Source organism: Burkholderia sp. 572, assembly GCF_040545135.1.
Lineage (GTDB): Bacteria > Pseudomonadota > Gammaproteobacteria > Burkholderiales > Burkholderiaceae > Burkholderia > Burkholderia cepacia.
This window is the reverse complement of record NZ_JBEPLH010000009.1, coordinates 56,345-81,353: the sequence shown is the minus strand read 5'-3', so window position 1 is coordinate 81,353 and position 25,009 is coordinate 56,345. Positions and strand designations below refer to the sequence as shown.

The following is a 25,009-nucleotide window of genomic DNA, read 5'->3' as shown; positions in this document are numbered from 1 at the left end:
CCGAAGGAAGGGAGCGACTCGCGGCGATGCTCAATCCGCGAGCGGCCGGTGCGCGGTTTCGCGCGCGACGAGGAGCGCGATCGACGTGACGACGAGCGCGGCGGCGACGTACAGCGACACGGCCGTCGTCGTGCCGGTCTGCCGGAACAGCGTGGCGATCACGAGCGGCGCGAAGCCGCCGCCGACGATGCCGGCGAGCGTGTACGCGAGCGACGAGCCTGCATAGCGCACGCGGGTCGGGAACTGCTCGGTCACGAACGCGCCCTGCGGGCCGTACATCACCGCGTGGATCACGAGGCCGATCGCGACGGCCGCGACGATCGCGCCCGGGCGCGCCGAATCGAGCATCGCGAAGAACACGAACGCCCACACGATCCCGGCGAGCGCGCCGGCGAGATAGACGGGCCGGCGGCCGAAGCGATCCGACAGCGCGCCGAAGAACGGCACCGCGAGCGCGTTGCAGGCCGTGCCGATCATCACGGCCGTCAGGGCGACGGGGCGCGACAGGTGCAGCACGGTCGTCACGTAGGTCAGCGTGAACACGACGATCAGCGCATACAGCACGTCCGAACCGATTCGCGAACCGCCGGCGATCAGCAGGCGCTTCCAGTGGTACTTCAGCACGTCCGCGACCGGCACCTCGGCGGTCGCGTGCGATTCGGCGAGCTGTTCGAACTGCGGCGTTTCATCGACGCCGCGGCGCAGCCAGAAACCGAACACGACGAGCAGCGCGCTGGCCGCGAACGGCACGCGCCAGCCCCACGACAGGAAGTCCCCGGACGTGGTCGACAGCGTCACGAGCGCGATGCAGCCGGTGCCGAGCAGCGTGCCGAACGACGGGCCGATCTGCGTCCACGATGCGGACAACCCGCGCCGCTTCTGGTCGCCGTGCTCGACCGACAGCAGCACCGCGCCGGCCCATTCGCCGCCGAGCGCGACGCCCTGCACGAAGCGCAGCGCGACGAGCAGGATCGGGCTCAGGATGCCGGCCTGCGCGTAAGTCGGCAGCGCCCCCATCAGCGCGGTCGTCACGCCCATCAGCACGAGCGTGAGCATCAGCACCGCGCGGCGGCCGATGCGGTCGCCGAGATTGCCGAACACGAAGCCGCCGAGCGGGCGCGACACGTAGCCGACCGCATAGGTCGAGAACGCGAGGATCGTGCCGGCGAGCGGATCGACCGAAGGGAAGAACAGGTGGTTGAAGACGAGTGCGGCGAGCGTGTTGTAGATCGTGAAGTCGTACCACTCGAGTGACGTGCCGATCATGCTCGCGGTCGCGAGTCGGCTGTTGCGGACGCGGCGGGGCGCGTGGGCGGCGGGCTGGGCGAGAGTGCTCATGGTGTCGGGCATGTCGTGAGGGGAACGGGATGGAGCGCCGGGCCGATGCGCGGGCGTGCCGCGCGCATGCGATGCGGTCGGCGCGGGCGATCAGGCCGGCAGCGCGGCGGCGGCAGCAGGGTCGGTTTCGACGTCGCCGCGTGCCGCATGCAGCGGCGCGGCGGCGCGCCACAGCAGCGCGAAGGTGCGCACGTCGTCGTGCCCGGCGAGCGTGGCGGCCACGCGGCGCGTCGCGGCCGCATCGCTGCCTTCGATCAGCACGAGCGCGTCGGCGGCCGGGCGGGCGGCCGCATCGGCGCCGATCGGCGCGGACAGGTCGGGCGCGGTGCGAAAGAGCCGTGCGGCGTGGATGCCCGGTTCGTGCAGCGCGTCGTCGAAGCGTTCGCGCAGGTGCGGTACGTCGATGCGATCCGGCGGCAGCACGAACAGCGCGAGATGCGCGCCTTCGCCGTCGCCGGCCTCGATCGTCAGTTCGCCGACGCGCCGCTGCGTACCCGTCATGCGCTCGAAGTTCGCGAGCGACCATGCGGTCTGCTGCGTGAACGCGCGCCGGTACGCGTCGCCGTGAAACACGTCGAGCGCGTCCGTCACGTACAGCGCGAGGTACTTGCGCGGGCCGCGATCGGTCGCGCGAAAGCGCCGCGCATGCGTGAAGCCCGGAATCGCGACACGTTCCTGCATGTGCTCGCGGTCGTACCACGCGTTGAAATCGGCTTCGTGCGCGGGGTCGATATCCGTCCAGACGCAAAGCTGGCCGTGCGGAAGGGAAAAGCGGGTCATTGCGGGTTCCTCGTGACGGGGGCGTGTCAGGAACCGCAGTGTCCCGAAGACGGGCCGTGCCCGTCCAACAAGAAAACAAATTCGCGGTGAACAGGTTTTCTTATGAGCGGCGCGGGCGGCGTTTGGCGGGGGACGTGGCGGGCGGTGCGGATGGCGTCGTGCGTTTCGCTTTCGCCGGTGTCTTGGCTTTTGACTTCGTCGCGGAGCGGGCGGGTGTGGTGTCCGCGCGATCGGCCGTGGTCGGTGTCGGTGTCACCGTCGCCGGCTTGGCGTGGCTTGCGGCGGCCGGCATCGCGCGCGCGACTTCGCTGGCCAGTTCCGCGATACGCGCGGCCACCGGCAGGCCCTGGCTGCGGTACGACGCGACGAGCGGCAGCGCGGGGAATTCGGGTTCGACGTCGAGCAGCTCCAGCGCACCTTCGTGCAGCTCGCGCCCGATGATCGCGGGCGGCAACGCGGCCACGCCGAAGCCGTCGGCGACGAGGCGGATCATCGCGGCGACCGACGTGATGCAGTTGATGCTGGCCGGCCGCTCGACGGCCGCGAACAGCCGTTCGATCGTCGCGTGCGGCCCGGAGTGGCGCGAGAAGCTGATGATCGGGAATTCGGCCAGGCGCGCGACGTCGAGCGGCTGGCCGCCGAGCCCGAGGCGCGGGCTGGCCGCCCAGCGCACCGGGAATTCGCACAGCGGCAGGTTCGTGAAGTCGGGGCCCGGCACCGGGTCGGTCTGCAGGATCAGGTCGACGCCGTCGGTGCTGAGCAGGCGGATCAGGTGCAGCGTCGTGTCGCTCGTGATCTCGACGTCGAGGCGCGGATAGCGCTCGCGCAGTTGCGCCATCAGCGCGGGAAACCAGCTGTGCACGATCGATTCGATCACGCCGATCCGGATCAGGCCCGCGTCGCTCGCCGCGTCGATGTCGCGCCGCATTTCGCCGTCGAGCCGCACGATCCGCTCCGCGTACGCGAGCATGCGGCGCCCGGCGGGCGTGAGCGTGGCCGAGCGCGTGTTGCGGTCGAACAGGCGCACGTCGAACGCTTCCTCGAGCGACGCGATGCGGCTCGACACGGCGGCCTGCGTCGTGTGGAGTTTTTCGGCCGTGAGCCGGAAATTTTCCAGCTTCGCGAGCCAGACGAAGGTTTCAAGAAACCGGATGTTCATCGAAGTCCGAAACGTGAGGCGGTGCCGGGCGGGGCGGCGGGACCGGTCGATGGTAGCGGATTTTCGGCGCCGGGAAACGAGCGGGCGGCGCGGTGCGCGTCGTGGGGGCGGATGGGCGGCGGCGTGCCGGCAAGCCCGCACGACGCGCCCGGTGCAACGAAGGGTGACGCGGGCGGCGCGCCCGCGCGCATCAGAGCTTGTCGAATGCGAGCGTCGGCACGTCGACGACCATCGCGCCGCCGTCCGCGACGAGCGTCGCACCGGTCACGAACGACGCGTCCGGCGACGCGAGGAACGCGCACACGGCCGCGATCTCGTCCGGGTCGGCCGCGCGGCGCAGCGGCACGTCGGCGCTGACGCGCGCATACGCGCCGTCGAGCGTGTCGCCGTGCGCCGACATCAGCGGTTCCATCTCCGCATCGGCCATCGGCGTGCGGACCCAGCCGGGGCACACCGCGTTCGCCCGCACGCCGTGCGGCCCGTAGTCGCGCGCGAGCGACCGCGCGAGCCCGAGCAGCGCATGCTTGCCGACCGTGTAGCCGCACACGCCCGGCCCGGCCGCGAGCGCGGCGATCGACGCGACCAGCACGATGCTGCCGCGCTGCGCGATCAGGTCGGGCAGGCACGCGCGAGCGCTCACGAACGCGGTGTCGAGGTTCGCGTGCATCGCGTCGCGCCACTGCGCGTCGTCGGTTTCGTCCGCGCGGCCGAGCCCGTGGCCGCCCGCGCATGCGACGAGCGCGTCGACGCGGCCGACGCGTTCGGCGATATGCGGCAGGAAGCGGGCCCAGTCGGTGGCGCTCGCGGCATCGCCGGCAAGCGCGAGGCCGCCCGTTTCGGCGGCCAGCGCGTCGAGCGGCGCCTGACGCCGGCCGATCAGCACGACGCGGTCGCCGCCGCGTGCGAAGCGGCGCGCGCACGCGGCGCCGATGCCGGTGCCGGCGCCTGTGATTGCGATCGTGCGGGGGGGCGGGTGTGTCATGTCGTGCTCCGGAAAGGGGTGGTTTCCGGTCACTTTAGGCGGGGCCGGCGAGCGCCGGTATCAGCCGAAGGGATGAACGCGGGCGGCATCCGGAGCGGGCGACCGGAGGCGGGTACAGGCCATTTTGCAAAGGCTGACGATGTCCTGCGCCGAATCGCACTATCCTCCACATTTTTGCGATAAGTCACGAAAGCCCGGCAGAATAGCGCGGGCGAGCCGCGTATCGACGCGCGGCGCATCGGCCGGCCGATTCCGTCGTGCGAGCGGAGCGGCGGGCCGGCGATCCCGGCACGCAGGCGTTGCCTCTGCCGAACGATCGTGCCGCGACCACACAACATATCGCCCGGTTGCGCGCCCGCGCGCCGGCCATCGACAGGAACAGGGAGGGCCGGCAATGAGGCTGGACGACGAAAGGGAAAGCACGAACGTCGAGGATCGCCGTGGCGCCGGCGGGTTCGGCGGCGGGCGGGGCGCGACGATCGGCATCGGCACGATCGTGATCGCGTTCGCCGCGTCGTATTTCTTCGGGATCGACCCGCGCGTGGTGCTCGAAGGCGCATCGGCGCTGCAGGGCCGCCAGCAGCAGGCGCAGCCCGCGCCCACGCAGCGGCAGGGCGTGCCGGCGAACGATCCGGGCGCGGTGTTCACGCGCAAGGTGCTCGGCAATATCGAGCGCACGTGGACGGGCGTGTTCAATACCCAACTGCATGCGCAATACCAGCCGCCGACGCTCGTGATGTTCACGAACTCGACCCCGACAGCATGCGGCACGGGCCAGACGGCGATGGGGCCGTTCTATTGCCCGGCCGACCGCAAGGTGTATATCGATCTCGGTTTCTACGACGAGCTGCGCCGGCGTTTCGGCGCGGGCGGCGATTTCGCGCAGGCTTACGTGGTCGCGCACGAAGTCGGCCATCACGTGCAGAACCTGCTCGGCATTTCCGACAAGGTCGACGCCGCGCGCCGGCGGGCGAGCCAGGCGCACTCGAACGCGCTGTCGGTACGGATGGAGCTGCAGGCCGACTGCTTTGCCGGCGTGTGGGCGAACAACGCGCAGCGCGCGAACCAGCGGCTGATGGAACCCGGCGATTTCGAGCAGGGGCTGAAGGCGGCCGCCGCGATCGGCGACGACCGGCTGCAGCAGCAAGGGCAGGGTTACGTCGTGCCGGAGAGCTTTACGCACGGCACCAGCGACCAACGCGTGTACTGGCTGCGGCGCGGGATGGAATCGGGCGAGCTGAGCGCCTGCGACACGTTCGCGTCGAACGCGCGCTGACACGCGGCGCGCGCGTCGTCGCGCGCCTGTGTCGTCCTGGCTGCATCGGCCACACCAGCCACCGCCGCCAAACCGGGACGATTTGCCGATTTGTGCTCACCGGCGCTTTTCGGCGCCGATAGGCTGGCCCGAACTTCGATTTTCGAGACGTTCGCGCCGCCAGCCGATTCCACCATGCCGCTCCCAACCGTTCCCGCCGATCCGGCCTCCGACGACTGGCCACGCGCGCTGCGCGCGTGCGTGGATGCGTTCGACGCGTTCGCGAGCCCGTCCGCGATCGTGTTCTACCGGCTCGATCAGAGCGGCGAGCCGGCCGATTTCGAGCTGTTCGGGATGCCGGAATCGATGCATCGCACCTATGTCGCACGCTACCGGATGCTCGATCCGCTGCATCCGTCGCGCTGCGCGGCGGGCGACCGAGCGGTCGTCACGCTCGCGTCGCAATTGCCTGACGAAAGACGCGACGCGTCCGCGTACTGGACCCGTTTCCTGCGGCGCCACGACGTGGCCGACGTCGTCGAGATCTGGCTGCGCGACGCGGGCCGGACGGTCGGCGCGTTCTCGCTATTGCGCTTCGGGGCCGGCGACTCGCGCGGCAGCGCGGCCGGCAACGCCACGGCCGGGCGGTTCGCACCCGGCGAGATCGATGCGCTCGCGCGGCTGCAGCCCGTTGCCGAAGCCGCGCTGAGCCCGCTGCTGCGCGCGCGGCGCGGGATCCACCGGATCGGCTGCGAGGAGCGGCTGACCTATCGCGAGGAGCAGATCGCGCGCCTCGTGCGCGATGGCCGCTCGAACAAGGAGATCGCGCGCGATCTCGCGCTCGGCCAGCCGACCGTCAAGACGCACCTGATGCGCATGTACCGCAAGCTCGGCGTGTCGAACCGCACCGAACTGGTGGGGGCGCTGTTCCTGTAATTCATCGGATAATTGCGGCTCGGACTTCGAACCTTCGCGATCGCCGATTCGTGAATTCCCACGCCAAGCGCTGCTGACCATGTACGCTCGTCGCTTCGATAACAATCAAAGGGCCGCGAACATGGACGTCGCAATCATTGCCGCTTCGCTGGTGGTCATCGCCTTGAGCATTGCGCTACCGATTTTCATCATCAGAACCGTGCGAAGCGGAACCTACGACTCGCTGTATTTCCTGATCCCGCTTGCGCTCGGCATTTACTGGCTGGATTACCAGGCATACGATTTCCTGGCGTCGATGGGGCACGGTTTCAGAAACTAGCCTTTCAGTCCGTTCCCGTACCGGCTTTTCACCTCGCCTTGCCGCGCCCGACCTCCCGCGCGGTTCGACCCCGCCGCCTTCTCCCCACGCGCTGCCAATTTGCGCTCACCGGGCGGGAACCCTCGTCGATACAGTGGTCCGACGCCCGCGTGCCTCACACGCACGCGGTCCAGCCACGACAATCCTCGAGACGCCCATGAGCACCACGACCTTCGTCGCCGTCAGCGACACCGTGCGCACTTTCGTTGCGCGCGATTTCGGCCTCTTCATCGACGGCGAAATGCAGCCCGCCCACGCGGCCGCGCGACTCGACGTGTACGACCCCGCGACGGGCGAGCGGCTCGCGACGGTCGCGGACGCCGACGAACGCGACGTCGACCGCGCGGTCGCCAGCGCGAAGCACGCGTTCGACACCCGCGTGTGGAGCGGCCTGCGCCCGGCCGACCGCGAACGCATCCTGCTGAAACTCGCCGACCTGATCGAGGCCGACGCCGAAACGCTCGCGCAGCTCGAAACGCTGAACCAGGGCAAGTCGATTCACGTGTCGCGCGCGATCGAGGTCGGCGCGAGCGTCGAATACGTGCGCTACATGGCCGGCTGGGCGACCAAGATCACCGGCCAGACGCTCGACGTGTCGATCCCGTTTCCGCCCGGCGCGCGTTATACGGCCTATACGCGCAAGGAGCCGGTCGGCGTGGTCGCCGCGATCGTGCCGTGGAATTTCCCGCTGATGATCGCGGTGTGGAAGCTGATCCCCGCGCTCGCGGCCGGCTGCACGATCGTGCTGAAGCCGTCGCCGGAAACGCCGCTCACCGCGCTGCGCCTGGCCGAGCTCGCACGCGAAGCCGGCGTGCCGCCCGGCGTGTTCAACGTCGTCACCGGCGGCCGCGTATGCGGCGCCGCGCTCGCGAGCCACCCGTCGATCGCGAAGATCTCGTTCACGGGCTCGACCGCGACCGGCAAGCTGGTCGGCGCGGCAGCCGTGCAGAACATGACGCGCTTCTCGCTCGAGCTCGGCGGCAAGAACCCGATCGTGATGCTCGACGACGTCGACGTCGCACAGGCGCTCGACGGCGTCGCCGCCGGCGCGTTCTTCAACCAGGGGCAGGTGTGCGCGGCCGCGTCGCGCATCTATGTGCACCGCAGCAAGTTCGCGCAGCTTGCCGACGGCCTCGCAGGCGTCGCGCAGTCGATGAAGCTCGGCGCGGGACTCGACACGACCGCGCAGATCAACCCGCTGGTCTCCGCGCACCATCGCGACAAGGTCGTCCAGCACATCGAGGGCGCGCGCCGCGCGGGCCTGACGTTCCTCGCGGGCGGCACGCCGGCCGACGACCTGCCCGGCTACTACGTGAAGCCGGCCGTGATCGCCGATCCGCATCCGGACAGCGCGATCGTGCGCGACGAAGTGTTCGGCCCGGTGATCGTCGTCGTGCCGTTCGACGATGCGGCCGACGCGGTGCGTCTCGCGAACGCGTCGCCGTACGGCCTCGCCGCGAGCATCTGGAGCAACGACCTGAAGCGCGTGATGAACCTCGTGCCGCAGATCGAGGCCGGCACCGTGTGGGTGAACTGCCATATCCCGCTCGATCCGTCGATGCCGTTCGGCGGCTACAAGCAATCGGGCATCGGCCGGGAGTTCGGCCAGTACGCGATCGAAGGCTTCACCGAAACCAAATCCGTCTGCATCGCGCACTGACGCGCGGCATCAACCTCGAACCCTGAACCCGGACGACCCAGGTTCAAACGATCCGACCGTGGAGACTGCAATGAGCTACAACGAAGCAAAATTCTGGCACCCGATGCTGCACCCGAACGAGATGAAGCAGCGCAAGCCAATCCGCATCGTGCGCGGCGACGGCTGCTACGTGTTCGACGAACAGGGACGCAAGCTCGTCGACGGCGTCGCGGGCCTGTGGAACGTGAACGTCGGCCACAACCGCCAGGAAGTGAAGGACGCGATCGTGCGCCAGCTCGACGAGCTCGAATACTTCCAGCTGTTCGACGGGATCTCGCATCCGCGCGCGGAAGAGCTGTCGAAGAAGGTGATCGACCTGCTCGAACCGGAAGGGATGCGCCGCGTGCTGTACAGCTCGGGCGGCTCCGATTCGATCGAGACCGCGCTGAAGATCGCGCGCCAGTACTGGAAGGTGCGCGGCCAGGCCGACCGCACGAAGTTCATCTCGCTGAAGCAGGGTTATCACGGCACGCACTTCGGCGGCGCGTCGGTGAACGGCAACACGGTGTTCCGCCGCAACTACGAGCCGAACCTGCCGGGCTGCTTTCACGTCGAGACGCCGTGGCTGTACCGCAACCCGTTCACGCAGGACCCCGAAGAACTCGGCCGGATCTGCGCGGAAATGCTCGAGCGCGAGATCCAGTTCCAGAGCCCGGACACGGTGGCCGCATTCATCGCGGAGCCGATCCAGGGCGCGGGCGGCGTGATCGTGCCGCCGGCCAACTACTGGCCGCTCGTGCGCGAGGTGTGCGACCGTTACGGCGTCCTGCTGATCGCCGATGAAGTCGTGACGGGCTTCGGCCGCAGCGGCAGCCTGTTCGGCAGCCGCGGCTGGGGCGTGCGCCCGGACATCATGTGTCTCGCGAAGGGGATCTCGTCGGGCTACGTGCCGCTCGGCGCGACGGTCGTGAACGCGCGGATCGAGGACGCGTTCGCCGCGAACGCCGATTTCGGCGGCGCGATCATGCACGGCTACACGTATGCGGGCCACCCGGTCGCATGCGCGGCCGCGATCGCGAGCCTCGACATCGTCGTGAAGGAAGACCTGCCGGCGAATGCGGCGAAGCAGGGCGCGTATCTGCTCGAAGCGCTGCAGCCGTTCGCGGAACGCTTCGCGGCGGTCGGCGAGGTGCGCGGCAAGGGGCTGATGCTCGCGCTCGACCTCGTCGCGAACAAGGACACGCGTGAGCCGATCGACCCGCTGTCCGGCTACGCGAATGCTGTCGCGGAAGTCGCGCGCGAGAACGGCGTGCTGGTGCGTCCGGTCGGCACGAAGATCATCCTGTCGCCGCCGCTCGTGATCCAGCGCGAGCAGCTCGACCGGATCGTCGACGCGCTCGCGGCGGGCTTCGAGGCCGTGCCGTTCGCGTAACGGCGCGATCGCGTGACGGCACACCGGCGGCGGGCAGCGCGGCCGCCGCCGGTTTGCCGATTTGCGCTATGACCGGATTATTTTGCCTGCGTATTTTTTCGACATCGGATCAAGGTGTGATCGACAGGGGGCCCGGGAATCGAAGCGCTGAAGCGCCGCCCCGGGCCGACCGCAAAGCATGGGGCCCCGATAGCTGCCGGAGCGCAGGTTCGGGCCCGTTCAGGAAGGAGACGAAGATGTCGGGATGGTCAGGTATTACCGGCGCCGCGGGCGGCGCGCCCGCCGGCACGCCGGCCGAGGCAGGCGGCGGCACGGCGCTGAAGGCGGGCGCGGTCGGCTTTCCGACCGCGCTGGCGAGCGCCGTCGGCCTCATCATGGCAAGCCCGGTGATTCTCACCGCGACATCGGGCTTCGGGATGGGCGGCTGGGCGTTCGCGGTCGCGATGATCATCGCGTTCGTGATGATGCAGGCGCAGGCGACCACGTTCTCGGAAGCCGCCGCGATGCTGCCGACGGCCGGCTCGGTTTACGATTACCTGTCGTGCGGGCTCGGCCGCTTCTGGGCGATCACCGGCACGATCTCCGCGTATTTCCTCGTGCACGTGTTCGCCGGCACGGCGGAAACGATCCTGAGCGGCATCATGGCGCTCGTCAATTTCGAATCGCTGAATGCCGCGTTCGAGAAGCACAACAGCTCGTGGCTCGTCGGCGTCGGTCTCGTGGTCACGTTCGCGATCACCAACATCATCGGCATCAAGGTGTTCAGCAAGCTCGAGATCGTGCTGACGGCCGGCATGTGGCTGTCGCTGATGATCTTCGGCATCCTCGGGCTCGCGGCCGCGCCGGCCGTGCATCTCGACGGCTGGTTCGGCGGCTCGGAAGTCGGCACGTCGGTGCCGGCCGTGCTGTCGCTCGTCGGGATGGCGATGTTCATGTTCGTCGGCTGCGAGTTCGTCACGCCGCTCGCGCCGGAAATGAAGACGCCGGGCAAGACGATTCCGCGCGCGATGGCGCTCGGCCTCGTCGGCGTCGCGATCTGCATGTTCCTGTACGGCGCGGCGATCCGCCGCCAGGTCGCGAACGTGCCCGTGAGCCCCGACGGCCTCACGCACCTGCTCGACACGCCGGGCGCGATTCCCGCGTTCGCGCTGCAGGTGCTTGGGCCCTTCGGCCGCATCTGGTTCGGCATCGCATTCCTGTGCGCGGGCGCCGCGACGATCAACACGCTGATGGCCGGGCTGCCGCGCATCCTGTACGGGATGGCGATCGACGGTGCGCTGCCGCGCTGCTTCGCGTACCTGCATCCGCGCTTCAAGACGCCGGTGGTCGGCATCGTCGCGGCGGCGATCGTGCCGATCTTCCACGCGTGGCTGATCAACGGCAATCTCGACAGCATCCTGCACCTCGTGCTCGCGGCGACCTGCGCGTGGGGCACCGCGTACCTGCTCGTCACCGCGTCGGTCGTGATGCTGCGGATTCGCCGCCCGGACCTGCCGCGCCCGTACCGTTCGCCGCTGTTCCCGCTGCCGCAGATCGTGTCGAGCGTCGGCATCGTGCTCGCGATCTGGTACATCACGCCGCCGGGCATGAACGCGCGCGACATCTACGTGCCGTTCGGCGCGATGCTCGGGCTCACCGCGCTGTACGCGCTGTTCTGGACGCTCGTCGTGCAGCGCCGTCATCCGTTCAAGCCGGTGCCGGTGGAAGAAGTGCTGCGCAACGAGCACGTCGCGTCGTGAAGGCTGCGCTCGCCCGCTGGCGCGCGGCGCCCGATGCGCCGCCGCCCGGCCATCGGCCCGGCGCGATCGCCGCGCGCGTGCTCGCCGATCTGGGCGCCGCGCGCGATGCCGACGGGGGCGGCGGTCTGACGGCCCGGTTGCCGAACGGCGTGCGCGTGGGCATCGACGAGCGTGTCGATCGCCAGTTCCTGATGCATACGGTCAGCGTGAAGGTGGCGGCCACCGCATGCGGCCCGGCCGTGCAGGGCCGCGCGCGGGTGACGCAGACCGGCTGGCTGCGCCGCACGGGCATCGACGCGGTGGCCGAGCCGGGATGCGACCCCGGATTCGTCGACACGGTGGCCGCGCTGGTCGCCGAGCCGTCGCTGGCCGACGCGCTGCGGCCGCTGCACCTGACCGACTGCGCGATCGACGCGCGCGACGGCCGCTGGACGCTCGCGATCGTGCCGTTCGGCGGCAGCGAGGTCGTGAACCGGATGCCGTCGTTCCGCCGCTACGTCCGCCTGACGGGCGAGCAGGCCGCCGCGCTGTCGGCGGCCTGTCTTGCGTTCGAAACCGCACTACGCAGGATTTTGCACGGGTAAGCTGTGGCGTTGCGCGCCGGGGGAACCCGGCGGCCGCGTTTAGGGGTTTTACCGGAGATGCCGATGCTGTTCCAGTCACGCTCACACGAAGACGTGCACGATCACGGGCTCGCGATCGCGGGCTGGCATCAGGTCTACCGCCAGATGACGCCGGGCCGCTTCAAGGGCACCGTCACGCAGGTGCTGTACGACGATTTCCACTTCTTCCGCGAGACGACCAACCGGCGCGTCGCGCAAACCGGGCTCGCGCCGGCCGGGCGCACGTCGCTCGCGGTGCCGCTGTCGGTGCCGCTCGCGGGCACGTTCCAGGGCCAGCCCGTCGACGGCTATGCGCTGCTCGCGCTGCGCGCCGGCGAGGATTTCGAATTCCACACGCCGGAAGGCATGGGGCTCGTCGGGATCAGCGCGGCGTCCGACATGGTCGACGAGCTGTGCGAAGCCGAATTCGGTGCATCCGGCGCGCGCAAGCTGCGCCACGTGACGCGGCTGTCCGACGAGCAGGGCGTCGCGCTCGGCGTGCGGCTGTCGTCGTTGATCGACGATGCGCAGCGCAACCCCGGCCACCTCGAATACGCGGCCACCCGCAAGATGTTTCGCGACGCGATGCTCGGCATGTTCCTCGACGCGCTCGAGCAGGGCATCGGCGTCGAGCGCCGCGACATCACGCACGCCACCTACAGCGACATCGTGAGCCGTTGCGAGAAGCATCTGCGCGACCGCCCCGAGGAACCCGTCACCGTGCTCGAACTGTGCCGCGCGCTGCGTTGCAGCCGCCGCACGCTGCAGACGAGCTTTCAACGCGTGGCCGACGTCACGCCGGTCGGCTATCTGCGCACGATCCGGCTGAACGCGGTGCGCCGCATGCTGCGCACGACATCCGTGCAGCAGCTCGGCGTCGGCGAGGCCGCCGCGAGCTGGGGGTTCACGCACCTCGGTTATTTCGCGCGCGAGTATCGCGACCTGTTCGGCGAGCTGCCTTCCCAGACGATGCGTCCCGAATGACGCACGCGCACCGCGACGGCGCCGCCGGGCAACGTCGCGGGCCATGCGCGCCACGGTTTGCCGATTTGCGATAGAGGTCCTGAATTTTCGCTGGATAGAGTCCTGTCACCCATATCGACAACCCCATCGATCTGCACTGCGTATCGATGACAACAGAGGGGCGGGACATGAGAATCGGAAGACGACTGGCCGCGGCCGCGGCCACGCTCGGGTGCATGCACGCACACGCGCAGACCTCCGGCAGCGTGACGCTGTACGGCACCGTGGACACCGGCATCATCTACTCGACGAACCAGCAGTTCACGCGCGCCGACGGCAGCACGGGCGGCGGCCATGCGTGGCAGATGGGCGGCGGCAACCTCGTGCCGTCGCGCTTCGGTTTCCAGGGGGCCGAGCCGCTCGGCGGCGGGCTCGACGCGGTATTCACGCTCGAGCAGCAGTTCCTGTCCGCGAACGGGCAGGCGCTGCAGGGCGGCACCGCGTTCAGCCGGCAGGCGTGGGTCGGGCTGCGCCAGGACGGGATCGGCACGCTCGGCCTCGGCCGCCAATACGACTCGTACACGGACATGCTCGGCGCGTATGTGTCGAGCAACAACTGGGCGACGCCGTACGGCTCGCACCTCGGCGACGTCGACAACCTGAACGCCGCATTCAACTTCAACAACGCGGTGAAGTTCACCAGCGCCGATTTCAACGGCTTCACGTTCGGCGGCACGTTCAGCTTCGGCGGGCAGGCCGGCGATTTCTCCGCGAAGCGCGGCTATGCGGTGGCCGCGACGTACACGCGCGCGCCGGTGGCGTTCTCGGTCGGCTACCTCGACCTGCACCAGCCGCTCGACGCGGCGCTCGGCGGCGCGAGCGGCTATATCGGCGATTTCGCGTGCAGCAACCCGGGCGCGATGTACTGCCTGCTGCAGGATGCCGGCTCGATGCGCGCGTTCGGTGCGGGCGGGTCGGTCACGTTCGGCGCGGCGACGATCGCGCTCACCTACACGCATACGCGCCTCGGCGACAGCCGCTACTTCTCGACCGCCGCGCAGCCGCGCACGCAGGCGTTCACGTTCGACATCGGCGAACTGAACGCCACGTACCTGTTCACGCCGGCGCTGCAGGGCGGCATCGCGTACATCTTCAACGCCGCGCATACCGACGGGCGCGGCACGACGCGGTTCCACCAGGTGAACGTCGGCACGAACTACAGCCTGTCGAAGCGCACGGCGCTGTACGCGGTCGCGATCGGCCAGATCGCGAGCGGGACGGGGCTCGGCACCGACGCGAACGGCAACGCGGTGAACTACGCGCAGATTCCGGTGCTCGCGAACAGCAACTCGAGCCGGCAGCTGGCGGTGATGGCCGGGATCCGCGTGAATTTCTGACCGGGGCGGAGGCACGGAGCGGCAGGCGGGGCGGGGCAGCCGGGCACGGTGGCGGCCGTTCCCGCCGCGTGCCATAAATTCGTAACGATCGGCGTGAACAATGGCGTTCGCTTCAGGCGGCCAGAAGCGTCGCCCGCGTTGCACACGTGTGCAACGCCTGGCCGTCCCGCCACCACGCCGAACGAGAGAGACCTCATGACCTTGCTGAGCCGCCTGCGCGCGCTGTCCGCCGCCGTTGCGCTGTCCCTTGCCGCCTCGCACGCCTTCGCGGCGGATCTCGTCATCGCGGGCCGCGACGACATCTACGGCAAGGGCCTGGCCGACGCCGTCGCCGGCTTCAACAAGCTGCACCCGGGCACCGAGATCGAATTGCTCAAGCTGCCGAACGCGAACCTGTACCAGAAGCTCAAGCTGTCGATGCGCGAAGGCACCGGCGCGTACGACCTCGTGATGATGGACGACACGTGGGCGCCCGAATTCATCGGCAACGGCTGGCTGAAGCCGCTGCCGGCATCGCTCGCGGACGCCGACCTCGTGCCGTCCGCCGTCGCGCTCGGCCGCAACGCGGCCGGTGCGCTGTATGCGCTGCCGATCGTCGGCAACGTCGAGATGTTCGCGTACCGCAAGGACCTGCTCGCGAAATACAAGCTGCAGCCGCCGCGCAACTGGGACGACGTGCTGAAGATCGCGCAGACCGTCGGCGGCGCGGACAAGAGCGTGTCGGGTGTCGTGTTCCGCGGGACCAAGGGCAATCCCGTCGTCACAGGCTTCCTGCCGATCCTGTGGGCCTACGGCGGCGACGTGTTCGACCGTGCCGGCAACGTGACGATCGATTCGCGCGAGGCGCAGGCCGCGCTGAAGACCTTCCTCGCGCTGAAGGCGTCCGCGCCAAAGGACGTCGACGTCTACGGCGCGGCGGAAGTGCGCGACGCGCTGCAGCGCGGCACGGCCGCGCAGTCGATCGAAGTGTGGCCGGCGTGGGTGCCGGCGCTCGACGATCCGAAGCAGTCGCGCGTGGTCGGGCAGATCGCGCTGCAGCCGCCGCCCGGGCAGACTGCGGGCCCGGCGCCGATGCTCGGCATCTGGCAGATGGGCATTCCGAAGGACGCGCCGCACGCGAAGCTCGCGCAGGACTTCCTCGCGTACCTGACCAACCGCGACACGCAGACGCGCCTCGCCGGCATCGGCATTCCGCCGACCCGCCGCAGCGTGTTCAACGATCCGGCGCTGGTGCGCCAGTATCGCTGGTATCCGGATCAGCTGAAGGCGCTCGAGGCCGGCCGTGCGCGGCCGCGCGTGAAGGACTGGCAGCAGGTCGAGAGCATTCTCGGCGACCAGCTTCAACTCGCGCTGACGGGGCAGGCCGCACCCGACGCCGCGCTGCGCCAGGCGCAGCAGAAGATCGCGCAGGCGACGGCCGCGGCCGGCAAGTGACGGCGCACTTCGCGATGTCGTCCGGAACCCGCGCATGAAAGCCTTCGGCCGCGGCCTGCCGTTCGTCGCGCTGCTCGGGCCCGCGCTGCTGGTGCTCGCCGCGCTCGCGCTGTATCCGGTCGCGCAGGTGCTGATCGATTCGTTCTGCCACGTCGACTACTCGGCCGGCCGCCGCGCGTTCGCGGGGCTCGCGAACTATCGCGCGGTGCTCGGCGACGACGCGTTCACGGCCGGCTTCGGCAACACGCTGCGCTTCACGATCGTCGCGTCGCTCGCCGAAGTCGCGCTGGGTTTCGGTCTTGCGCTGCTGTTCGTGCGCGCGTTTCCGGGGCGGCGCATCGCGCTGCCGCTCGCGATCCTGCCGATGATGCTGTCCACGCTCGTGTGCTCGGCGATCTGGCGCAACTGGCTCAACTTCGACGGCTTCCTGAACGCGCTCCTCGCGGCGTTCGGCGTCGAAGGCGTGCGCTGGCTGTCCGATCCGCATCTCGCGTTGTGGTCGCTCGCGCTCGTCGACGTGTGGCAGTGGACGCCGATGGCCTTCCTGATCGTGCTGGCCGGGTTGCAGTCGATCCCGCAGGAACTGTACGAAGCCGCGCGCACCGACGGCGCGAGCGAGTGGCAGTGCCTGCGCGACATCACGCTGCCGCTCGCGGCGCCGCAGATCGGCCTCGCGCTGCTGCTGCGCTCGATCGACACGTTCAAGCTGTTCGACAAGGTCTATGCGCTGACGGGCGGCGGCCCCGGCAACGCGACGCAGACGCTGTCGACCTATATCTACGACACGGGCTTCCGCTTCTTCAACGTCGGGCCGGCGAGCGCCGCGTCGGTGCTGATGCTCGCGGCGTCCGCGCTGCTGGTCTCGGGGTACGTATGGCAGACGGTTCGCAAGCGGCGCGCATGACGGCGCAATCCGCAGGCATTTCGCGCGCGCGAACGGGCGCCGCATTCGGTCGCGCGCTGCCGTGGGCGTTGCGCATCACCGCGCTCGCGCTGTTGCTGCTGCCGTGCCTGTGGATGGCCGGCGCGGCCTTCATGCCGACGCTCGAACGTCTCGATCATCCGCTGCGGATCTGGCCGGCCGCGCCGACCTTCGCGCATTTCGCATCGGTTTGGTCCAACGGCATCGGCGCGCCGCTCTTCAATTCATTGCTGGTCGGCTTCGGCACGACGCTGCTCGCGCTGGCGCTCGCGTTTCCGGCCGCATACGCGCTCGTGCGGCTGCGGTTTCCGGCGCGGCTCGACCTGCTGTTCCTGATGCTCGTGCTTGCGTTGAAGCTGATGCCGCCGATCACGATCGCGGTGCCGCTGTTCGCGCTCGCGAAACGGCTGCACCTGCTCGATTCGACGCCCGGCCTGATGCTCGCATATCAGATCTATGCGCTGCCGATGGCGATCTGGATGCTGCTCGCGTTCGTGCGCGACGTGCCGATCGAATACGAGGAAGCGGCCTGCATCGACGGCGCGGGGCTGGCTCGACGGCTCGTGCAGATCGTGCTGCCGCTGTGCGCGCCGGGCCTGATCGCGACCGCGATCTTCGTGTTCATCGCCGCTTGGAACGAATTCCTGATCGCGCTGCTGTTCGTGTCGACGCCGAGCCGCTTCACGCTGCCGCTCGCGATTGCCGGCTACGTGACGGAGAACGGGATCGACTGGGGCGACCTGATGAGCGCGGGGCTGATGGCGTCGCTGCCCACGCTGGCCGTGGCCGGCTATGTGCAGCGCTACCTGCTGCGCGGGTTCGCGGGCGGGTTGAAGTGACGCCGATGCAGGGCGGCGGTGCGCCGCGCGGCAGGCACCGCTGCGCGCTCGCGCCTGTCATGCAACCCGTTGGCGCGCGCGTGCGCATCGCACGTCGCTACGCCGGACGGCCGGCGCAGCTGTGACGAACGACGCAGGTCACCGGCACGACCCGCGTGCGCGATGCGCCGGCGAACGCCTGCATCCGCTCGGCGAGCATGTCGACGGCCGCGTTCGCGAGGCCTTGCGTATCCTGACGGAGCGTCGTCAGCGCATAGCCGTCGAATGCGGCGGCAGGAATGTCGTCGAAGCCGATGACGCGCAAGTCTTCCGGCACGCGCAGCCCGAACTGCTGGCGCGCGGTGTCGATCAAGCCCAACGCGAGCAGGTCGGACGAGCAGAACACGCCGTCCGGAACGGTGTCGCCGGACAGCAGATCCCGTGCCGCTTCGACACCGCATGCGTATGTGTCGGACGGCGTGTCTTGAATCCGTACGCTTGCAGCGCGAGCGGTATCGCCGTGACGACGCAGCGCTTCGACGAACGCAGCGGCACGCGCGTTCGCACTGTAGCTCGCGTTGCGCGGCCCGACGAACGCGACCCGGCGCGCGCCCGCCTGCGCGAGCATTCGCGCGGCATGCGCGGCGCCCGCGGCGTTGTCGCTCACGACGATATCCGCGCCCGGCAGGTTCGCGTCGCGGTTGATCATCACGACCGGGATCCGGTGTTCGAGATACTGCTGCGCGACCGACAGCGGCGGCGACGCGGACGTCATCACGAGGCCCGCGATCCGGTAGCTGAGCAGTTGCTCGAGCGATTGCCGGACCTGGCGCGGGTCTTCCGCATTGGTCACGAGCGGCGTGAGCGCGCGCTGCCCGAGCGCGGCCATCAGGTCCGACAGCAGCCGCGCGCGAAACGGATTCTCGAACCCGGCCGTCACGACACCGATCATGCTGCTGCGCTGCGTGATCATGTCGCGCGCGATCAGGTTGACCTGGTAGCCGAGCGCGTGCGCGGCGGCCATCACGCGCTCACGCGTTTGCGGTGCGATGCTCGCCGTCGGCGAGAATGCACGCGACACCGCGGAGCGCGAGACGCCGGCGCGCGCCGCGACATCCGACGCCGTCACCCACGGTTTTCTTTCCTTGTCATTCATCGATTCATGATTCCTTCGAGCCACGATACGTGCACGCCGCCTGCCGACTGGATGTCGGCGCTCGACGACGCGCGGCCGCTGCATACGCTGACCCTACCGGGCAGCCATGACACCTGTGCGTATACGGTCGACGATGCGCTCGTGCGCACCCAGCGTGCGCCGCTCGATGCGCAGCTCGCGCATGGCGTGCGGCTGCTCGATATCCGCTGCCGGCACGTGCGCGACGCGTTCGACATTCATCACGGCGGTATCGCGCTCGGCATGACGTTCGACGACGTGCTGGCCGATTGCATGCGTTTTCTCGACGAACATCCGCGCGAATGCATCGTGATGTCGGTGAAGGACGAATGGCCGGCGCACGCGTGCACACGCAGTTTCGATGCGACGTTCGATGCGCATCGCGCGCGGCATCCGCGGCTGCGCTGGCATGCCGGCGGCACGCTGCCCGCGCTCGGCGACGTGCGCGGCGCGATCGTGCTGCTGCGGCGCTTTCGCAGCAGCCGGCCGCTCGGCATCGACCTGACCGCGTGGCCCGACAACGCGACGTTCACGATCGATCATCCCGACGGCGCGTTCGTGATCCAGGACGAATATCGCGTGCCGGTGGCGGCGTCGATCGGCTGGAAGTGGCGTGCGATCGACGCGCTGCTGACGGACCTGCCGTCGCCGGACAGTGGCCGCTGGGCGATCAACTTCTGCAGCGGGACCGGCATGGGCGCGAATCCGTCGGTCGTTGCCCACGGCGACGGCAGGGTGCAGGGCATTCATGCGCGGCTGGCCGCACGGCTGCGCGAGCAGCGCGGCCCGTGCGGCGCGATGCTGCTCGATTTCTGCGATGACGACGATTGGGCGCTGGTGCGCGCGCTGATCGCGTGCAACGATCACGCGCCGGTGCCGGGTGGGTGGCGCAAGGCGTTTCGCTGTTAGCGAAGATGGGCGGTGAAGAATGCGAGCGCCTTGGCATCGAGCATCGCGTGGAATGCCGCGCGGTCGAATCCCTTCGCATCGGTGCAGACTTCAGGCGAGTCGTGCGTCAGTTGTTCGGGGCACGGCGCGAGAAACGCGAAGTGCGCGGAATTCGGCACGACGTGGAATTCCGGCCGTCGCGGCAGCAGGCCGGCCAGCGCGGGGGCCGAATCCGGCTCCACGCCGTCGCCGCCCGCTTCGGACGCCCAGAGCTGGATCGGCGCGTGCACGTCCTTCAGCGTTTCGGCGGTCGGGAATTCGTCGAGCGGGTCGGCGAGCACGTAGGCCTTGATCCTCGGATCGTGCGTCAGCGGTTGGCGCGGCAGGTCGTGGTCGCGGATCTGCTTGCAGATCGGCCAGGTCGGGTCCGGGCAGGCCACGTGCGCATGCACGAAATCCGGATTCGCGCCGGCCAGCACGAGGCCCGTATAACCGCCGCGCGAGAAGCCGAAGAAGCCGATCCGCGCGGGATCGACATGCGCGGCATCGGGCGCGTTGGCCAGCATGTAGTCGATCAGGCGCTTGATGTCCGCCGGCCGCTCGGCAAATTCCCGCAGGTCGGCCGCGTGGCTCATGTCGGCATGCGTGTCGCCGGGATGATTGATCGCCGCGACGACGAAGCCGGCGTCGGCGAGCGTTTCGGCGAGGTCGTGATGGCCGAAGTACGTGCCGGCGTGACCGTGCGAGATCACGACGAGCGGCAGCTTGTCGCCGACGGTCGGGCAGTCGCGTTGCCCTTTCAATTCGAAAGGCCCGATCGTGAGCGTCCGGGCGGCGTCCGCGCAGGGTGTCCATACGACTGCCTTCAGTGCGGGGCCGCCGGCGTCGGCCGGAATCCGGACGAACTTGATGCCGGCCGCGTGCGCGAGCGTGGCGGCCAGGCAGAGGAGGACAGCCGAAAGCCAGGTTCGCATGTAGATTCCCGGGGCGTGCGCGAGGCGGGCCGCCATCGCGACTCGCCGTATCCTGACGAAAATTGGCGGTCGTGTACAGCGGTGTCGATCGGCGAGCGGATACCGGTCTGCGTACCGGCGCAGGCGAATGACGATAAATTGTCCAGGGTTCGTTCGCGACACTTCGTAACGAACTCGACGATGCAAGCGTACATGCGTCGGGGCTGCGCTCGGCCGTGGTGTGGAGGCGTTGAACCGCCTGAATGAGGATGCGTTGCGACCGGATGAGTCCGGTGAGGGCGTCAGCGTGGGTCGTCATTGCTAGAATCACCGCGCTTTCACGGGGATTTCTCATGACGCAATGCAAGACTTTTTACGCGGCATTCAGGGACAACATGGATGCCCTCGGGTTACCCGCACCGGCAAGCTTGTTCGCTGCGCAGCAAACCGCAACGGGCACGCTCGTAACTATTCTCGGTACGCTCAAAACGCTCGGCCCGACTGCCACCGTCGGCGAACTGATCGGAGCGACGACCGGACTGGAACTGCTGGCAGCCGCGTCCGCACTCGGCGCGAGCTTTTACGTCGGAGCAGCGATCGGCAGCTTGATCGTTGCTGCGAACGCATCGATGGTGTGCAGCAGGCATGACATGGCCGCCGTCGACGGGGTTCGTATCTGGGCGGGCCGTCGTGGCCTGGCGGTTCCGCAAGATGTCTGTCGCGTGATCGAACGGTATCCGGAGGTGCTTCGACCCACGCAAAACAGCGTGACGTTTGCGATCCGTGCGCGCGCAATCGGGAGGGTGGCCGCATGAGCAGGATTGCCGACAGGATTGGATTGATCGCCGCGGCCGTTGTCGTCGCTGCTGTTGCGTGGGCGTTGCTTCACTATTCGGGGAACTGGTTTTTCCCCGTTGCGGCGCTCTTCGCATTGGTTGCATTGCTCGCCGACAATCAACGCTTGAGGAAGCGCTTGCGTGACTTGGGGGAGGACCCACGCTCACGGAAGTAACGTGTCCTGCACGTCAGGCGGCGCAGGATAGGCACGTAACGCAATGAACGTTCATTCGAGATCCGGACTGAGGCCGATTACGATGCCGCTTTGAAGGCGGTGTCCGCGCTTGTCGATACCGATCCGGTGCCTGGCTCGCCGGATGGTGACGAACTGGAGATTCCAGGGATCCCGATCGAGCGCTACGAAAGCGAACACTTTTCGGTTGAAGGCGCCGAATCCGAGCGCGCGACGAGCGCGGCGACGCTCGGCCCCGGTGTGCCGGCGGTGACGAGCAGGGCGACGGCGACGACGGCGAGTGCGGACAACGTCATGACGGGCCTCGTGGGTGGGACGTTCGAAACGTATGAAGTTTCGATTATAGTGACGGCCGTTCCGGACTGCCTGCCTGAATTGCCGTCATGACTGCATCGATTCTGATCCGCCCCGCCACGCGGGAAGACGCGGCCGCGATGGCCGCCGTGGAAGTTGCCGCCGCGCAGCGGTTTCGCGCCATCGGCATGACCCACATCGCCGAAGCCGAGCCGACCGATACGGCTGCCGTGCTCGCGCGCATCGATGGCGGCCGCGCGTATGTGGCGGTCGATATGCAAGGGGCGTGCGTCGGGTTCGCGTTCTACCGGCTGCTGGATGCGCGGCGGCTCTATCTGGAGGAACTGGATGTCGCGCCGTCGCATGCCGGACAGCGGATCGGCGCGCGCCTGATCGAACAGGTGAGCGCGCGCGCCGCGCAGGAAGGCATCGCGGATGTCGTGCTGTCGACGTTTCGCGATGCGCCGTGGAATGCACCGTATTACGCGCGCCTGGGTTTCAGCATCGTCGACGACGCCACGCTCGACGACACGCTGCGGGCGATCCGCGCGCACCACGTCGCGCTCGGGCTCGACGAGACGCAGCGCGTGTTCATGCGGATGCGCGTCCCGGGCTGACGCAGTCGCGGCGCGTTGCGGTGCGGGCAGCGCGACCGGGTGTCAGCGCAATGCCCGGCTTCCGGTCACCGGCAGCGACGCGAACGCGGCCTCCACGTGCGCCAGAAAATCGGACGCGGGCCGCGTCAGTTGCAGGCCGGGCGGCGTGAGCCGGTACAACTGAAGCGGTGGCGGCGACATCGGCAATGGCAGCGGCGTCAGCTTCTGGCCGAACACGGTTTCCGCGAGCGACAGCCGGGTCCACGAGAAAATCGCATCGTTGGTCATGAGCAGGCTGTAGAACAGCGCATACGACGTGCAGCGCGTGATACAGCGCGGCGGGGGCAGGCCCGCGTGTTCATGCAGGTCGCGGATATAGGTGGGGAAGTTGTCGCTGGCGTCGGCGTGGATCCATTCCGCGTCGCGCAGCGCCTCGAGCGATGTCGCGCCCGCGAAGCGCCCGTTCTCGCGGGTGACGAACGCGGTGTCGAACGTGCGGATCGCCCTGATGTCGACCGACTCGGCAATGGGGCCCGTGACGGCGACGAAGGCGAGATCGAGCGTGCGATTGCGCAACTGTTCCGTGAGCAGGTTGAACGTCAGTTCCCGAAGTTCGCATTCGACGTTCGGCCAGTGGCGGCGGAAGGCGGCGTAGGCTTCCGCAAAGCCCGTCACCGCGACGATCGGCGTGAAGCCGATCACGAGCCGCCCGTCACGCAGCCCCTTCATGTGCGCCATGTCCTCGCTCGCCCGTTCGAGCTCGCGCACGACGGCCTGGGCGCGCCCGAGCAGTGCGTCGCCTTCCGGCGTCGGCACCACGCCCCACGGTTTGCGCTCGAGGAGCGTCACGCCGAACTCGTTTTCCAGTTCCTGGATCGCCTTGCTGATGGCCGGCTGCGTGACGTGCAGGGCCCTGGCCGCCGCCTTGATGCTGCCGGCCGTCGTGACCGCGACGAGTGCGCGCAATTGATGGATTTTCATGATGCGGAAGATATTACCAAAAGTTATCCGCATCAAAATTCGTGAGTTTTTTGACCCGAAACGCGTCTTTATGCTTGGCCGGGACGGTCGCGAGGCGGCCGATTCCACGGAGCCATCCATGACGCAGAACCTTGCTCACGTACTCGCGGCGATTCGCGAGTCGGAGTCCCGATTCGTTGCGATCCGCCACGACATCCACGCCCATCCCGAACTCGGTTTCGCCGAGACCCGCACCGCGCAGCTCGTCGCCGAACAACTGGCCACATGGGGCTACGACGTGACGACGGGGGTGGGAGGCACCGGCGTCGTCGGCCAGTTGCGGCGCGGCGCGTCGGTGCGCACGCTCGGCCTGCGCGCCGACATGGATGCGCTGCCGATCGAGGAGGCGACGGGGCTGCCGTATGCGAGCACGGTTGCACGCACGATGCACGCATGCGGTCACGACGGCCACACGGCGATCTTGCTCGCTGCCGCCCACTATCTTGCCGAACAGGGCCGTTTCGACGGCACGCTCAACGTGATCTTCCAGCCGGCCGAGGAAGGGCTCGGTGGCGCAAAGCGGATGATCGACGACGGCCTGTTCGAACGTTTCCCGTGTGAACGCGTGTATGCGCTGCACAACGCGCCGGGCGTGCCGGTCGGCCATTTCGCGTTGCGCTACGGGCCGATGATGGCGTCGTCCGATTCGGTGACGATCACCGTGACGGGCAAAGGCGGGCATGGTGCGATGCCGCAACTCGCGAGCGACCCGATCGTCGCGGGCGCGCAAATCGTGACCGCGCTGCAATCGATCGTCTCCCGCAACGTCGATCCGCTGAAGCCGGCCGTCGTGACCGTCGGCACGTTCCATGCGGGCACTGCCCCGAACGTGATCCCGGAAACGGCGACGTTGCAGTTGTCCGTGCGCGCGCTCGACGCGGCTACGCGCGACGAAATCGAGGCGCGGATCCACCGCATCGTCGACGCGCAGGCGCAGGCGTTCGGGATGACCGCGCAGATCGAATACCGGTCGATCTCGCGTGTCGTGGACAACGACCGTGCGGCGTCGGATCTCGCGGTGGAGACGATCGCGGCGCTGGCCGGCGAAGGCGCGCTCACGCTGTTGCCCGATGGCGTGATGGGCAGCGAGGATTTCTCGTGGATGACCGAATGCGCACCGTGTTGCTACGTGCTGGTCGGCAATGGCGTCGATTCCCGGGGCGGATGTTCGGTGCACAACCCGCATTACGACTTCAACGACTCCGCGCTGAGCTGGGGGGCAGCCTATTTCGCCGGGATTGCCGAACGCTTCCTGAAGATGGACTGACGAAGGCGCAAAGAAGACGCGCTGGCCGGATCT

The 25,009-nt window shown here is 68.7% G+C and carries 25 protein-coding genes; 18 read left to right on the top strand and 7 right to left on the bottom strand.

Features of this window, described 5'->3' with window-relative positions; genetic code table 11:
• Positions 1-30: 30 nt before the first annotated feature.
• The 4 genes from ABIC51_RS18385 to ABIC51_RS18370 form a co-directional block, all read right to left on the bottom strand.
• The gene (locus ABIC51_RS18385; protein WP_370672073.1) at positions 31-1,266 is read right to left on the bottom strand and encodes an MFS transporter; all 1,236 of its coding nucleotides are present in this window, start codon (positions 1,264-1,266) and stop codon (positions 31-33) included.
• Between the two features lie 162 nt (positions 1,267-1,428).
• Positions 1,429-2,118 carry a DUF4286 family protein gene (locus ABIC51_RS18380; RefSeq protein ID WP_027789469.1) on the bottom strand — a complete coding sequence of 230 codons (690 nt, stop codon included), beginning with the start codon at positions 2,116-2,118 and terminating at the stop codon, positions 1,429-1,431.
• Between the two features lie 100 nt (positions 2,119-2,218).
• Positions 2,219-3,277, bottom strand: coding sequence for a LysR family transcriptional regulator (locus tag ABIC51_RS18375; RefSeq protein ID WP_175854414.1), 1,059 nt, complete (start codon positions 3,275-3,277; stop codon positions 2,219-2,221).
• A gap of 190 nt (positions 3,278-3,467) precedes the next feature.
• A complete protein-coding gene (locus ABIC51_RS18370) occupies positions 3,468-4,259 on the bottom strand; it encodes an SDR family NAD(P)-dependent oxidoreductase (RefSeq protein ID WP_091919032.1) in 792 nt (263 codons plus the stop codon).
• A gap of 394 nt (positions 4,260-4,653) precedes the next feature.
• On the opposite strand from ABIC51_RS18370, the gene ypfJ reads away from it, so the two are divergent.
• The 12 genes from ypfJ to ABIC51_RS18310 all read left to right on the top strand — a co-directional run bounded on the left by ypfJ (position 4,654) and on the right by ABIC51_RS18310 (position 17,775).
• Positions 4,654-5,535, top strand: a complete 882-nt coding sequence (gene ypfJ / locus ABIC51_RS18365) for a KPN_02809 family neutral zinc metallopeptidase (RefSeq protein ID WP_027789466.1) — start codon at positions 4,654-4,656, stop codon at positions 5,533-5,535.
• Between the two features lie 174 nt (positions 5,536-5,709).
• Positions 5,710-6,450: a helix-turn-helix transcriptional regulator gene (locus ABIC51_RS18360; protein ID WP_175897611.1), complete on the top strand. Its 741-nt coding sequence runs from the start codon at positions 5,710-5,712 to the stop codon at positions 6,448-6,450.
• Positions 6,451-6,571: 121 nt separating this feature from the next.
• Complete coding sequence (locus tag ABIC51_RS18355) at positions 6,572-6,769, top strand: hypothetical protein (RefSeq protein ID WP_027789464.1); 198 nt, start codon at positions 6,572-6,574, stop codon at positions 6,767-6,769.
• A 196-nt stretch (positions 6,770-6,965) separates the two neighbouring features.
• Positions 6,966-8,468, top strand: a complete 1,503-nt coding sequence (locus ABIC51_RS18350) for an aldehyde dehydrogenase family protein (protein WP_124817271.1) — start codon at positions 6,966-6,968, stop codon at positions 8,466-8,468.
• Between the two features lie 70 nt (positions 8,469-8,538).
• A complete protein-coding gene (locus tag ABIC51_RS18345) occupies positions 8,539-9,879 on the top strand; it encodes an aspartate aminotransferase family protein (protein ID WP_059525778.1) in 1,341 nt (446 codons plus the stop codon).
• Positions 9,880-10,115: 236 nt separating this feature from the next.
• Positions 10,116-11,618, top strand: coding sequence for an APC family permease (locus tag ABIC51_RS18340; RefSeq protein ID WP_027789461.1), 1,503 nt, complete (start codon positions 10,116-10,118; stop codon positions 11,616-11,618).
• Entirely contained in the window at positions 11,615-12,202 is a 588-nt protein-coding gene (locus ABIC51_RS18335) for a DUF3156 family protein (protein ID WP_124533280.1), read from the top strand. The genes ABIC51_RS18340 and ABIC51_RS18335 overlap by 4 nt, the downstream gene beginning before the upstream one ends.
• A 63-nt stretch (positions 12,203-12,265) precedes the next feature.
• The gene (locus ABIC51_RS18330; protein WP_175897609.1) at positions 12,266-13,204 is read left to right on the top strand and encodes a helix-turn-helix domain-containing protein; all 939 of its coding nucleotides are present in this window, start codon (positions 12,266-12,268) and stop codon (positions 13,202-13,204) included.
• A 167-nt stretch (positions 13,205-13,371) separates the two neighbouring features.
• Positions 13,372-14,580, top strand: a complete 1,209-nt coding sequence (locus ABIC51_RS18325) for a porin (RefSeq protein WP_027789458.1) — start codon at positions 13,372-13,374, stop codon at positions 14,578-14,580.
• Positions 14,581-14,775: 195 nt separating this feature from the next.
• Entirely contained in the window at positions 14,776-16,014 is a 1,239-nt protein-coding gene (locus tag ABIC51_RS18320; protein ID WP_048022011.1) for an ABC transporter substrate-binding protein, read from the top strand.
• 34 nt (positions 16,015-16,048) lie between these two features.
• On the top strand, positions 16,049-16,918 hold the full coding sequence (locus tag ABIC51_RS18315) for a carbohydrate ABC transporter permease (protein WP_124545483.1): 870 nt from the start codon (positions 16,049-16,051) through the stop codon (positions 16,916-16,918).
• Positions 16,915-17,775, top strand: a complete 861-nt coding sequence (locus tag ABIC51_RS18310) for a carbohydrate ABC transporter permease (protein ID WP_060173352.1) — start codon at positions 16,915-16,917, stop codon at positions 17,773-17,775. Before ABIC51_RS18315 ends, ABIC51_RS18310 begins: the two co-directional genes overlap by 4 nt.
• 97 nt (positions 17,776-17,872) lie before the next feature.
• Here the strand turns inward: ABIC51_RS18310 and ABIC51_RS18305 are convergent, their stop codons facing one another.
• Positions 17,873-18,910 (bottom strand): LacI family DNA-binding transcriptional regulator, encoded by a 1,038-nt coding sequence (locus ABIC51_RS18305; protein WP_175897608.1) that lies wholly within the window; start codon positions 18,908-18,910, stop codon positions 17,873-17,875.
• 6 nt (positions 18,911-18,916) lie between these two features.
• Here ABIC51_RS18305 and ABIC51_RS18300 point away from each other — a divergent pair, with 6 nt between their 5' ends.
• Positions 18,917-19,837: a phosphatidylinositol-specific phospholipase C gene (locus tag ABIC51_RS18300; protein WP_152754305.1), complete on the top strand. Its 921-nt coding sequence runs from the start codon at positions 18,917-18,919 to the stop codon at positions 19,835-19,837.
• Here ABIC51_RS18300 and ABIC51_RS18295 read toward each other — a convergent pair.
• Positions 19,834-20,790 carry an alpha/beta hydrolase family protein gene (locus ABIC51_RS18295; RefSeq protein ID WP_146253839.1) on the bottom strand — a complete coding sequence of 319 codons (957 nt, stop codon included), beginning with the start codon at positions 20,788-20,790 and terminating at the stop codon, positions 19,834-19,836. The genes ABIC51_RS18300 and ABIC51_RS18295 overlap by 4 nt on opposite strands.
• A 332-nt stretch (positions 20,791-21,122) precedes the next feature.
• Here ABIC51_RS18295 and ABIC51_RS18290 point away from each other — a divergent pair, with 332 nt between their 5' ends.
• The 4 genes from ABIC51_RS18290 (at position 21,123) to ABIC51_RS18275 (ending at position 22,710) form a co-directional block, all read left to right on the top strand.
• On the top strand, positions 21,123-21,584 hold the full coding sequence (locus ABIC51_RS18290) for a hypothetical protein (protein ID WP_027789451.1): 462 nt from the start codon (positions 21,123-21,125) through the stop codon (positions 21,582-21,584).
• Entirely contained in the window at positions 21,581-21,781 is a 201-nt protein-coding gene (locus ABIC51_RS18285; RefSeq protein WP_175897607.1) for a hypothetical protein, read from the top strand. Before ABIC51_RS18290 ends, ABIC51_RS18285 begins: the two co-directional genes overlap by 4 nt.
• A gap of 99 nt (positions 21,782-21,880) precedes the next feature.
• A complete protein-coding gene (locus ABIC51_RS18280; protein ID WP_370448694.1) occupies positions 21,881-22,186 on the top strand; it encodes a hypothetical protein in 306 nt (101 codons plus the stop codon).
• A complete protein-coding gene (locus ABIC51_RS18275; protein ID WP_175861290.1) occupies positions 22,183-22,710 on the top strand; it encodes a GNAT family N-acetyltransferase in 528 nt (175 codons plus the stop codon). The genes ABIC51_RS18280 and ABIC51_RS18275 overlap by 4 nt, the downstream gene beginning before the upstream one ends.
• 42 nt (positions 22,711-22,752) lie before the next feature.
• On the opposite strand, the gene ABIC51_RS18270 is transcribed toward ABIC51_RS18275, so the two are convergent.
• Entirely contained in the window at positions 22,753-23,670 is a 918-nt protein-coding gene (locus ABIC51_RS18270) for a LysR family transcriptional regulator (RefSeq protein WP_027789447.1), read from the bottom strand.
• Between the two features lie 118 nt (positions 23,671-23,788).
• On the opposite strand from ABIC51_RS18270, the gene ABIC51_RS18265 reads away from it, so the two are divergent.
• Positions 23,789-24,976, top strand: coding sequence for a M20 aminoacylase family protein (locus ABIC51_RS18265; RefSeq protein WP_175897605.1), 1,188 nt, complete (start codon positions 23,789-23,791; stop codon positions 24,974-24,976).
• Positions 24,977-25,009 lie beyond the last annotated feature (33 nt).